We start from the raw sequence: 11,703 nt of genomic DNA, 5'->3' as shown, positions 1-11,703 counted from the left end.
GCCCGCCTCACTGTGGCGGGAGAGCAGTTTTTGTCCGGTGCGCGGGATATCGTGGAGCGTCATGCGCAGTTTTGTGCCTCGATAGCGGAACGGCAGCAGGGCCAGACGGGAACGTTGACCATTGGATTTGGTATCTCGTCCTTTCGCATGGCACCTGAAAGGGTAGCGGCGTTCCGCACTGCGTATCCTGGCGTGCAGGTTTTATTAAACGACATGCCTTCTGCGGTGCAATGCCAGCAACTTTTGGAAGGGCGACTGCAAATTGGATTTGTGCGCTTGCCGGTAACCGAAACATTGCAAAGTCTTGTGCTGGATGAGGAGCGCTTAGTGCTGGCGATGACGACAGACCAGCCTTACGATCTGGCGGAAGCAAAAGTGTTTATTGAAACTCACCAACTGCTCCAGCTTTCACCCGATCGCGGCAATGGCTTAACGGCTCAGACGCAGCGTTATCTGTGCGGGCAAGGTTTTCCGCCTTGTAGGATTGCAGCCGCTGATGATATCCAGACATTGCTGGCACGAGTGGCGGCAGGGGATGGTGTCGCGTTATTGCCGGCGAGTGTGAAACACATCCTTCCTGCTGGCGTCAGGCTATTGCCGCTGGAGGGTGAACATACGCATTGGCAAACAGGTTTGGCCTGGAACGCACAGATCAAAGACCCACTCAGAGACAAGTTCCTGGCGATGGTAATCGGGGATGGCCAGGTAAGTTAATGATGTGGCTGATCTGAAGACAAAAAAAAGCCTGAACTTTCGTTCAGGCTCTTCTTCAAAATGATGGCGGTGAGAGGGGGATTCGAACCCCCGATACGTTGCCGTATACACACTTTCCAGGCGTGCTCCTTCAGCCACTCGGACATCTCACCACATTTTTTCTGCCAACCGCACTGGGTCAACGGGGCGCTACTATAGGGAGTTACCTGAATACGGTCAAGCCCTATTTTCTCCTTTTGTTCTATCCGCTTAAGCTCTGTGCAGCTTGCTGCATTTCTCGCCGAACTGCGTGTTCTGTCATCAAATTATTCCTTCTCTGCCACAAAAGTGTCACCAGACTGTCGCAGACTTGTCTGCGGAAACATTTGGTTATATTTACTGATAAGGATGCTTATAAATGAAACACATACCTCTTTTCACGGTTTCTCTGCTGGCTTCACTCATCGCAACGTCAGCAGTGGCAGATTCAACAACGTATAGCCGCGCCGCCACCGGTGATATCACCGAACACGGTGGCGCGCGTCGACTCAGCAGTGACCAGACGGAAGCGCTGAAAGCCTCACTCATCAATACCACGGCCAAAAACGTCATCTTGTTGATCGGCGATGGCATGGGCGACTCGGAAATCACCGCCGCACGAAATCAGGCGATGGGCGCAGGTGGTTTTTTCCCAGGCATTGATGCGCTGCCGTTAACCGGCCAGTACACCCACTACTCGTTAGACAAGAAAACCCACAAACCGAATTACGTGACAGATTCCGCTGCCTCCGCTACCGCCTGGGCAACGGGCACCAAATCTTATAACGGTGCCATCGGCGTAGACGTCAATGGCAAGGATCAGGTCACCATTCTGGAGTTGGCGAAAGCTGTCGGCAAAGCCACTGGCAACGTCTCAACCGCAGAATTGCAGGATGCCACGCCCGCGGCTTTGATGGCGCATGTCACGTCGCGTAAATGTTATGGCCCGGAGAAAACCAGCGAACTCTGTCCAACCAATGCGCTGGAGCAGGGCGGTAAAGGGTCGATCAGCGAGCAGATGCTGAAGACTCGTCCAGATGTCACGCTCGGCGGCGGGGCGAAATCGTTCACAGAAAGCGCCAAAGCTGGTGAGTATCAGGGAAAAACTCTGCGCGAGCAGGCTCAGGCGCTAGGCTTCCAGCTGGTCGATAACCTGGATGGCATGAATGCCATCCAACAGGCCGACCAAAGCAAACCGGTATTGGGTCTGTTCTCCGACGGCAACATGCCGGTTCGCTGGCAGGGGCCGAAAGCCAGTTATCACGGCAACATTGATAAACCCGTTGTTACCTGTGAAGTGAATAAAGATCGCCCGGCATCAACACCGACACTGGCGCAGATGACCAAAAAGGCGATTGATTTGCTGAGCACCAATGAGAAAGGTTTCTTCCTGCAGGTGGAAGGCGCGTCGATTGATAAACAGGATCACGCAGCAAACCCATGTGGTCAGATTGGTGAAACCGTAGATCTGGATGAGGCCGTGCAGCAGGCGCTGGCCTTTGCGCGTGAACACGGCGATACCCTGGTGGTGGTGACGGCTGACCATGCGCACAGCAGCCAGATTATTGAAAATGGCAGCAAAGCGCCGGGGCTCACCCAGGCCGTGAATACCAAAGATGGCGCAGTGATGACGATCAGCTACGGTAACTCGGAAGAGGATTCGCAAGGCCATACCGGCACGCAGATTCGCATTGCAGCCTATGGTCCGCATGCGGCTAATGTTGTTGGCCTGACTGACCAAACCGATCTGTTCTTCACGCTGAAGGACGCGATGGGTATTCAGTAATCGCGCATAAGATAAAACACAGAGCCCGCTACTAACTGCGGGGTCTGTGTCATGTGCATTCAGTGCAGCCAACATTAACGGGAGCGAATGCCGAAATAAATCACGCTACCGCCCACCACTAACCCTGCCGCAGCCAACAACAGCGCCGGTTGCAGGGAACCCAGAAAATGCACGCTCAGCGAGGACATCAAAGGTCCAATCAGCTGCCCGGTCGCATAACCGGAAGTCAGCAACGCCACGGTTTTGGCTAGATTTCCCTGGCTCATTTCTCGTGCCATTTTCATGGAAAGCTGCATGATCGATAGAAACGCCAACCCGGTGATCACGGTGGAAATCAACAAACCATGCGCATTTGGCATCAGCACCACTGTCGCGACCCCCAATCCCTGCACCAGTAAGGTCAATGCAAGGCTGATACGCGTATTCAATCGTGCAGCAAAAGCGATCACCAATAGCACGCCAGCCACGGCTGAAAATCCAAACAGCGGCCAGAAGAACGCGGCGAGTTGTCCTTGAGCAAAGAGGCTGTGCGCCATCTGTGACAGGAAGGTCGCCGGTAGAATGTAGCCAAATCCTGCCAGCGTATAGGCAGCCAATAAGCACTTGAGATCGCGACTGACAGGTTCGCGTTGTTGGGTTTGCTGACGCGTAGGCAAACTCTGTGGCAATGATTTCCATACCAGCAGAGCACCAGCGAAGGCGACGAAGCCATAAACTAACCATGCCTGATTGGCGTGGAAATGGGTTTCGGTCATCAACCACGCCAGTATGCCGGTGAGCGTAATACCAATACCGGGGCCGCTAAACACCGCTGCGGACATGCGTGGTGCCTGATGACGGGTTAAGACCATCTGTGTCCAGGAGGTCACAATAATCAGTGCCCATGCGCCGCCAATGCCCGCGATAAAGCGGAACAGGCACTGCAGAGCAAAAGCGTTGGTGAAGCCAGAGAGTAGCGTGACCAGCGCGGTCGCCAGTAAACCAACTTTAAGATAGCGCGCATGCTGTGTACGAATACGACTCACATGCAGGGCACCAAACAAATAACCGATGTAGTTCATGGCCGCCAGCACGCCCGCACTGGATAAACTAAGATGGCCGTCCGCAATCATCAACGGAATTTGAGGCGTGAGTGAGAAACGTCCCATGCCCATCACCACGATGAGGGTGATCATCCCGGCCAGCATGGTGACGACACTGACTTTTTTCTCCCCGGCCACAGGCTGGCCCGGTGCGATCTGTTGAATTGACATACTTTTGCTAATCTCCGATAAGATGTCGTAATCTTGCCAACGATAGTAATCGTCAATCAGTCAGTGAAAAATAGGGTGGTTTATCCTATGACTGTAGGTCATACCCAGGAGCCGCAATGTCGCGCAATCAGGACGTAAAAAATTTCCTCACCCAGCAGCGGGCAAGGGTTGATCCACAACAGCACGGATTCAGTCCTCACAACCGCAGAGTACCAGGCTTACGCCGCGAAGAGGTGGCGCAACTGGCGGCGGTTAGCGTCAGTTGGTATACGTGGCTGGAACAGGGCCGGGAAATCAATATCTCACTGGCGGCTATTCAGCGGATCGGTAAAGTGCTGCAGCTTTCGCATACTGAGCAGGCCTACCTTGAAGCATTAATTTTTGGTAATGCGCATAGCGAAGCAAGCCGGGCTGAACTGTCACAGGAAGTGAAAGCGATGGTGGATGCGTTGGATCCGCATCCGGTTTTTGTACGCCGAGCCAATATGGATATTCTTTACTGGAATCAGGCAGCGCAGTCATTGATTGTCGACTGGGCGGCGATGCCGCAGGAGGATCGCAACTCGCTCAAGCTGATGTTCGTTAGCGATGACTATCGCCAGCGTATTCACGGTTGGGAAGAGGCCGCACGTCATACGTTATCTGCTTTCCGCGCCAACTATGCGGCCAGCAATCAGGCGCAGGAATTTGAAGTGGTGATACAGGATTTACTGGCGCGCAGTGTGGAATTTCGCAACATTTGGCATGTACCGGATGTCAGCAAAATGGGCGCAGGCAATAAGACGATTATTGATGTGGACGGTAAGGTAAATAGCTTCACCTACACCTCCTTACAGGTAGATAACGCGCCAGGTATCTATCTGATTTTCTACCTGGCGCGTGAAAGCTAACCGATTACAATCCGCGCTGTGCCATGAGACGTGCTAAATCCACCAGACGGTTCGAGAAGCCCCACTCGTTATCGTACCAGGCAAGAATTTTCACCAGGTTGCCGCCAATCACCAGCGTGGAAAGGCCGTCGATGATGGATGAACGGGGATCGCCCTGATAATCACTGGAAACCAGTGGTTCATCGCTGTAACCGAGAATCCCTTTCAGCGGACCTTCTGCTGCTGCGGCTTTAAAGGCATCATTGACCTCTCCGGCGGTGACATCACGTTTAAGCGTCACGGTTAAGTCGACAATCGACACCACCGGCACCGGTACGCGCAGTGAATAGCCCGTCAAACGTCCATCCAACTCGGGGATAACACGCCCCAACGCTTTAGCCGCACCGCTGGAGTAAGGCACGATTGACAGCGCCGCCGCGCGCGCGCCGCGCAGATCTTTCTCCGGCTGATCGTGCAGCACCTGGCTATTGGTATAAGCATGAGTGGTGTTCATCAGACCATGCTCAATACCGAAGGCCTGATGGAGAACCTGTGCAGCCGGGGCTAAGCCGTTGGTGGTGCAGCTGCCGTTGCTCACGACGAAATGCTGTTGAGGGTCGTAGCGCTGATCGTTCACGCCCAACACTATCGTCAAATCATCGTTTTTACCCGGCGCGGAGATAATGACGCGTTTCGCGCCACCGCTGGTGATATGCACCGCTGCTTTGTCACGTTCAGTGAAGAATCCGGTGGCTTCGATAACAATATCGACACCCACATCGCTCCAGCGAATATTGGCTGGATCTCGTTCGCTGAACACGCGTACTGGCTTGCCATCAATGCGTAGTTCACCTTCACCTGCTTCCACTTCTGCAGGCAGTCGGCCCAGCAGAGAGTCGTGTTTCAGCAGATGCGCCAGGGTTTTACTGTCGGTGAGATCGTTAATCGCCACAATCTCAATATCATCACTGCCCAGTGCGGCGCGGAATACGTTACGTCCGATACGGCCAAAACCGTTAATGCCTACCTTGATCATCATTGACTCCTTATCCGAAGTGGTTGCAGTCAATGTAGGACGATGTGTGATTGGCGTAAACGACAAAAAAGGATCACTTTACGCCATTTTACGGCAGTGAAAGCGTTGGCGATATTCACCAGGTGTGAGATGCAGCTGGCGCTCAAAGCTGCGGCGCAAATTGATGCTGCTGCCAAATCCGGTGTCGAGGGCGATGCGTTCCAGCGTCGCGCGGCTCTGCTCCAACAGTTCGCGTGCGGCAGCCAGTCGCGCCTCTGCGACATAGCGCGCCGGTGACGCACCGGTTTCACGGGTGAATACGCGGGTGAAATTGCGTGGACTCATCGCGACACGTTCGGCCAGCTTCTCAACCGACAGATCTTCCGCCAGGTTGGCGCGTATCCAGCTTTGCAGATCGTGGATCGGGCCGGTGCTGGTTTGTTGTAGCTGGTAGCGGCTGAACTGCATCTGTCCGCCGGGGCGACGCAAATACATCACCATATCCTGAGCGATATCGCGTGCCACGCTGAAACCGAAGTCTTCCTCAACCAGCGCCAGCGTGAGATCAAAGCCGGAACTCACGCCACCGGACGTCCAGATTGGGCCATCCTGGATGTACAGCGGGCCACCTTCCACCTGGACGCGGGGAAAGCGGGTTTGCAGCGTTTCCAGCAGACGCCAGTGTGACGTGGCACGGCGTCCATCCAGCAAACCCGCTTCAGCGAGCAGCATCGCGCCACCACAAATTGACACCACACGCCGGGCCTGCGGAGCCGCCAGCCTGATGAAATCCACCACCATGTTGCCCTCTTCGACGCTGTCACCGCGTCCGGTAATCATGATGGTATCCCACGCGGCGCGGGGATCCACTTCGGCCAGCTTCAGGTCAGCCAGCAGGTTGAGGCCTGACTGGCCGTGGATCACCTGATGTGACTGCGTGGTGGCGATACTGACACGATAACGTGGCTGATCAACGCCAACGGGCAGGTGCAGGTTGGCATGCATCAGGATGTCGGCAATACCGGCGGCTTCAAACAGCATGCCGCCATCGGGGACGATAACGAGAAAGTGCTTCATGGCGCAAAATGCTCATCGTGGCAAAATAAGCCAGATTATCGCACGGTAGCGTTATTTTTGCTGGTAATACGGTCCCTGGGTGATCGAATTACGCAGCACCAGTCGGCCCGGCATCAGTGGCTGCGCCGTCACGCTTTCACCATCCAGCATTTTAGACAGTTGCGTTAACGCGCTCGACACCATCTCAGCAACCGGAACATGCACCGTGGTTAACGCCGGCAGGAGATAGGGCGCAACCGGGATATCATCAAAGCCCAGCAAGGAGACGTCCTGCGGGATGCGCAGACCCGCGTTGTGCAAGGCGCAGGCGGCGCCAATCGCCATATCATCATTGCTGGCGACAATCGCGGAAAATCTCACTTTACGACGTAACAGTGCTTCCACCGCCAGTTGCCCACTGGCGCTGGTCCAGCAGCCGTCCAGCATCAGGTTTTCGTCGTATTCAATGCCATTTTCTATCAAAGATGAAATATAGCCTTTCAGGCGACTTAATCCGGTGTGAGAGCTGCCCATCCCTTTGATAAAAGCGATCTCGCGGTGGCCCTGAGCAATTAAATGATTCACAGCGTTGAGGGTGTCATTTTCGTGGTCAGCACACACCGAATATTGCGGATGCTGCTTCAAACGGCGGTTTAACACGATTAACGGCTTACTCATACCAGGAATAAGTGCATCAATATCTTCCACGCTTAAATAGCGCGGATAGATGATCACGGCATCGCAATAGCTATCGATCAAAAAGTTTATGGCTTCACGCTCTTGCTGCGCATTGTGTTTACCATCGCCCAGCACCAGTTGTGAACCGAGTTTTTCCGTCATGGTCGCGGCCTGGAATAACAGCTCGGTGAAAAAAGGACCATTGTATAGCGTGTTGGGCACCATCAGACCAATACTGTGCGAACGGTTGGTCGCAAGACTTCGTGCCAGCAGATTAGGACGGTAATCCATCTCATCTATGGCCAGCATCACCCGATCCCGCACCGTTTTAGACACATAAGCATGGCCAGCCAGCACCCGTGACACCGTGGCTTTTGACACACCTGCGCGTTTTGCGACATCAAGCATTGTCGTCATTTATCTTCCTTCTCAGCGTTCTCGCGCATTGTAGCGCAAAAGCTCAATCTGAAAACCGCAGAGTGAGGCTCTTCTAACCGATAACGTTTTTTCTCATTATCATCCGATTTCATCACATATTTAAAAGGCTAACATAAAAATAATATGAAACCGGTCTCAGATTAATCATATTTTCACTCTTTAAATAAGGTTTAACGGTTTGAGTTATGGATCACAAAAAGAACAAATTGAATCTGTAACCGGTTGCAGAAACGGTTCTCGGCGCGTAATTATTTAAAAAAACGGAGGGTATCATGGTGAAAATTCTATTGTGTTGTTCCGCAGGTATGTCAACCAGCATGGTAGTACAAAGAATGCAGAAAGCCGCTACGCAGCTGGGTTTAGAAGCCAAAATTGATGCCGTTGGCATGGAAGAGTTCAATGAAAAAATCGCGGAGTATGACTGTTGTCTGTTAGGTCCGCAGATCAAATATAAGCTGGCAGATTTCGAACGTCAGGCGCAGGAATATCACAAACCGGTCACCGTCATTAACACCATGGATTACGGGATGTTAAATGGCGAAAAAATCCTGAAGTCGGCGCTCGCCCTGATTGATGCCAATAAGGGGGCATGATGAGCACACTGGCTGATTCTTTATTTGGCGTGATTGAGAACCGCATCAGTCCGATTGCAGCACGACTCTCCTCGCAACGGCATGTGGTGGCCATCAAGGACGGATTTATTGCCTCGATGCCGTTCCTGATTGTCGGCTCATTTATGCTGCTGTTCTCACATCCTCCCTTCAGTCAGGACAGCCAGTGGGGCTTTGCCCAGTGGTGGCTGGGCATGGTGAAGCAGTACAACGACCAGCTGATGATGCCCTACAACATGACGATGGGCATCATGGCGGTGTTTATCACCGGCGCAATTGCCTACAACCTGGCGCAAAGCTACAAACTGAATGGCCTGATGGCCGCGTTGCTGTCGCTGATGACCTTTCTGGTGGTGGCTGCACCGGAAAAGAACGGCGCATTGTCCGTCGCCTCGCTGGGCGGGGAAGGCATATTCACCGCCATCCTGATCAGCCTGTACTGCACGGAAGTGATGCACTGGCTGGTGAAATACAACATTGGCTTTAAACTGCCAGAACAGGTGCCGCCAAAGATTCGTCAGTCATTTGACCTGCTGATCCCTATCATGGTGATTTTCCTGACGCTCTATCCGCTGAACCTGTTTATGGAGAGCCACTTTGGCTTACTCATTCCTCAGGCCATTATGTCGGTGTTTGCGCCAATCATCTCCGCAGCCGATTCACTGCCCGCCGTGCTTATCGCCGTCTTGCTCTGTCATCTGCTGTGGTTTGCCGGTATTCACGGTGCGGCGATTGTCGGCGGGATTTTACAGGCATTCTGGCTGAGTAATCTGGGGCTGAACCAGGAAGCGCTAAATGCCGGCCAGGGTATTCCTAAGATCTTTATCGAGCCGTTTTGGCAATTCTTCATCACCGTGGGCGGTTCGGGCGCCACCATGGGCCTGGTGATTCTCTATCTGCGCAGCCGCTCCGCGCATCTGCGCGCCATTGGCCGCCTCGGCTTTGTACCCGGTATGTTTAACATCAATGAGCCGATTATTTTCGGTTCGCCGGTGGTGATGAATCCGCTGCTGTTTATTCCTTTTATCACTACGCCTTTGATCAACGCGGTTATCGCCTGGACCGCCACCCGCACCAACCTGATCAACCACGTCATTTCGCTGGCACCCTGGACCACGCCGGGACCGATTGGTGCCGCATGGTCAACCGGCTGGGACTGGCGTGCAGTGGTGTTAGTGGCATTCCTGATTTGTTTATCCACGCTGATTTATTACCCGTTCTTCAAAATGTATGAACGCCAACTGCTTGCGCAGGAAGAAGAGATGGCGCAGGAACAACTGGCAGAGGAGATGAAGTAATGCAAGAGATGCAGGAAATGGAAAGCACGGTGATGGAGCTGATTATTCATGCCGGAGAAGCCCGTTCATCATCGATGCAGGCACTGCTAGCGGCCCGAAAACACAACTGGCAGGAAGCCGATGCGCTGCTGGCCAGTGCCCGAGATGCCGCACGCGAAGCCCATAAAATTCAAACCGCCTTAATCGGTGCGGATGAAGGCTGCGGCAAGATTCCGGTCAACCTGATTATGGTGCATGCGCAGGATCATCTGATGAACGCCATGCTGTGCCGTGATTTAGTCGAAGAGTTGATTTATCTGCATCGTCAGGTGCAGGCGTTGTCGAAAACCCACGTGCAGTAAGACGCTGTTAATCACATAAAAGGATGGATTATGTCTCAGTTACCGGCTGATTTTTTATGGGGCGGCGCCGTTGCCGCGCATCAGGTTGAAGGTGGATGGAACGAAGGAGGTAAAGGACCCAGCATCGTCGATGTGTTAACGGGCGGTGCGCATGGGGTTGAACGTGAAATTACCGATGGGATTGTCGAAGGGAAACACTATCCCAACCATCAGGCCACTGATTTTTATCATCACTACAAAGACGATATCGCGCTGTTTGCCGAAATGGGTTTTAAGTGCTTCCGTACGTCGATTGCCTGGACACGCATCTTCCCGAAAGGCGATGAGCAACAACCTAACGAAGCGGGCCTGCAGTTTTACGACGACATGTTTGATGAGCTGCTCAAATATGGTATCGAACCGGTGATCACGCTGTCGCACTTCGAGATGCCACTGCATCTGGTGAAGGAGTATGGCGGCTGGCTCAATCGTGAGTTGATCGATCTCTTTGTGCGCTATAGCGAAGTGGTGATGAAGCGTTACAAAGGCAAAGTGAAATACTGGATGACCTTTAACGAGATCAACAACCAGCGTAACTGGCGCCGCCCGCTGTTCGGTTACAGCAACTCAGGGGTGATTTTCACCGATCATGAGAAGCCGGAAGAGGTGATGTATCAGGTACTGCATCATCAGTTTGTGGCCAGTGCCAAAGTGGTGAAGCTGGGGCATCAAATCAATCCTGAATTTAAGATCGGATGCATGCTGGCAATGGTGCCGCTGTATCCGTGGTCATGCCATCCTGATGACGTAATGTACGCGCAAAAATCGATGCAGGAACGCTATCTGTTTGGCGATGTGCACATGCGCGGCGCCTATCCGTCGTACATCTTGAAAGAGTGGGAACTGCGCGGTTTCCACATTGAGATGGCAGCGGAAGATGCACAAACGCTGCGAGAAGGCTGCACCGACTATCTCGGCTTTAGTTATTACATGAGTAATGCCGTGGAGTACACAAGCGCGACGCGCATGGACAGCGCGCTCGAGGCTTTCCCCGGCAGCCGAAAAAATCCACACGTGCAGGCGTCAGATTGGGGATGGCAGATCGATCCGGTCGGTCTGCGCTACACGCTGAACGCGCTGTATGAGCGTTATCAGAAGCCGCTGTTTATTGTCGAAAATGGCTTTGGCGCCGTTGATCAACGTGAGGCCAACGGCGAGGTGAATGATGACTATCGTATCGCCTATCTGCGTGAACACATCGAGCAAATGAAAAAAGCTGTACTGGAAGATGGCGTGGACCTGATGGGCTTTACGCCCTGGGGCTGCCTCGATTGCGTCTCTTTTGGTACCGGCCAATACAGCAAGCGCTACGGTTTTATTTACGTGGACCGCAATGACGATCAAACCGGCGATTTTTCGCGCTCGAAGAAGAAGAGTTTTTCCTGGTATAAAAAGGTCATCGCCTCGCAAGGTGAAGCGCTTTAAGTCGCATTGCCCGGGCAGGAGGCCCGGGTAAAACAGATGTGTCATCTCTTCGTCAGTGAATATCCTTTCCAGCCTGCACAGGCAGGCTGAATAAATAACATGAACCTGAGCCAGGAAAAATATCATCCATGCGGTGAGGCGTAACGCTGCCTGAAACGGCGC

The 11,703-nt window shown here is 53.2% G+C and carries 11 protein-coding genes and 1 tRNA gene; 7 read left to right on the top strand and 5 right to left on the bottom strand.

Features of this window, described 5'->3' with window-relative positions; genetic code table 11:
* A partial coding sequence (locus tag VH86_RS11645; protein WP_045832964.1) for a LysR family substrate-binding domain-containing protein occupies positions 1 to 714 on the top strand: 714 nt, incomplete at its 5' end.
* A 64-nt stretch (positions 715 to 778) separates the two neighbouring features.
* Here the strand turns inward: VH86_RS11645 and VH86_RS11640 are convergent.
* A tRNA-Ser gene (locus VH86_RS11640) sits at positions 779 to 866 on the bottom strand.
* A 245-nt stretch (positions 867 to 1,111) separates the two neighbouring features.
* Here VH86_RS11640 and phoA point away from each other — a divergent pair.
* Positions 1,112 to 2,518, top strand: a complete 1,407-nt coding sequence (phoA, locus tag VH86_RS11635; protein WP_045832960.1) for an alkaline phosphatase — start codon at positions 1,112 to 1,114, stop codon at positions 2,516 to 2,518.
* Positions 2,519 to 2,592: 74 nt separating this feature from the next.
* Here phoA and VH86_RS11630 read toward each other — a convergent pair whose 3' ends face one another.
* Entirely contained in the window at positions 2,593 to 3,771 is a 1,179-nt protein-coding gene (locus VH86_RS11630; protein ID WP_045832959.1) for a YbfB/YjiJ family MFS transporter, read from the bottom strand.
* A 116-nt stretch (positions 3,772 to 3,887) separates the two neighbouring features.
* On the opposite strand from VH86_RS11630, the gene VH86_RS11625 reads away from it, so the two are divergent.
* Positions 3,888 to 4,661: a helix-turn-helix transcriptional regulator gene (locus tag VH86_RS11625; RefSeq protein ID WP_045832958.1), complete on the top strand. Its 774-nt coding sequence runs from the start codon at positions 3,888 to 3,890 to the stop codon at positions 4,659 to 4,661.
* Between the two features lie 4 nt (positions 4,662 to 4,665).
* On the opposite strand, the gene gap is transcribed toward VH86_RS11625, so the two are convergent.
* From gap to VH86_RS11610, 3 genes are all read right to left on the bottom strand, one after another.
* The gene (gene gap / locus VH86_RS11620; RefSeq protein WP_045832957.1) at positions 4,666 to 5,676 is read right to left on the bottom strand and encodes a type I glyceraldehyde-3-phosphate dehydrogenase; all 1,011 of its coding nucleotides are present in this window, start codon (positions 5,674 to 5,676) and stop codon (positions 4,666 to 4,668) included.
* A 78-nt stretch (positions 5,677 to 5,754) separates the two neighbouring features.
* Complete coding sequence (locus VH86_RS11615) at positions 5,755 to 6,732, bottom strand: GlxA family transcriptional regulator (protein WP_045814459.1); 978 nt, start codon at positions 6,730 to 6,732, stop codon at positions 5,755 to 5,757.
* A 51-nt stretch (positions 6,733 to 6,783) separates the two neighbouring features.
* A complete protein-coding gene (locus VH86_RS11610) occupies positions 6,784 to 7,806 on the bottom strand; it encodes a LacI family DNA-binding transcriptional regulator (RefSeq protein ID WP_045832956.1) in 1,023 nt (340 codons plus the stop codon).
* 293 nt (positions 7,807 to 8,099) lie between these two features.
* On the opposite strand from VH86_RS11610, the gene VH86_RS11605 reads away from it, so the two are divergent.
* Genes VH86_RS11605 through VH86_RS11590 form a run of 4 tightly spaced genes read left to right on the top strand, consistent with a single transcriptional unit; the run spans position 8,100 to position 11,541 of the window.
* Positions 8,100 to 8,420: a PTS sugar transporter subunit IIB gene (locus VH86_RS11605; protein WP_038646412.1), complete on the top strand. Its 321-nt coding sequence runs from the start codon at positions 8,100 to 8,102 to the stop codon at positions 8,418 to 8,420.
* A complete protein-coding gene (locus VH86_RS11600) occupies positions 8,420 to 9,736 on the top strand; it encodes a PTS sugar transporter subunit IIC (protein ID WP_045832955.1) in 1,317 nt (438 codons plus the stop codon). The genes VH86_RS11605 and VH86_RS11600 overlap by 1 nt, the downstream gene beginning before the upstream one ends.
* An 8-nt stretch (positions 9,737 to 9,744) precedes the next feature.
* A complete protein-coding gene (locus VH86_RS11595; protein WP_045832963.1) occupies positions 9,745 to 10,077 on the top strand; it encodes a PTS lactose/cellobiose transporter subunit IIA in 333 nt (110 codons plus the stop codon).
* A gap of 30 nt (positions 10,078 to 10,107) precedes the next feature.
* Positions 10,108 to 11,541: a 6-phospho-beta-glucosidase gene (locus VH86_RS11590; protein WP_045832954.1), complete on the top strand. Its 1,434-nt coding sequence runs from the start codon at positions 10,108 to 10,110 to the stop codon at positions 11,539 to 11,541.
* Positions 11,542 to 11,703 lie beyond the last annotated feature (162 nt).

Origin of the sequence: Pantoea sp. BL1 (genome assembly GCF_000963985.1) — a bacterium.
Classification (GTDB): domain Bacteria; phylum Pseudomonadota; class Gammaproteobacteria; order Enterobacterales; family Enterobacteriaceae; genus Pantoea; species Pantoea rwandensis_B.
The sequence above is the reverse complement of the archived record's forward strand: the minus strand, read 5'-3'. Positions and strand labels throughout refer to the sequence as shown.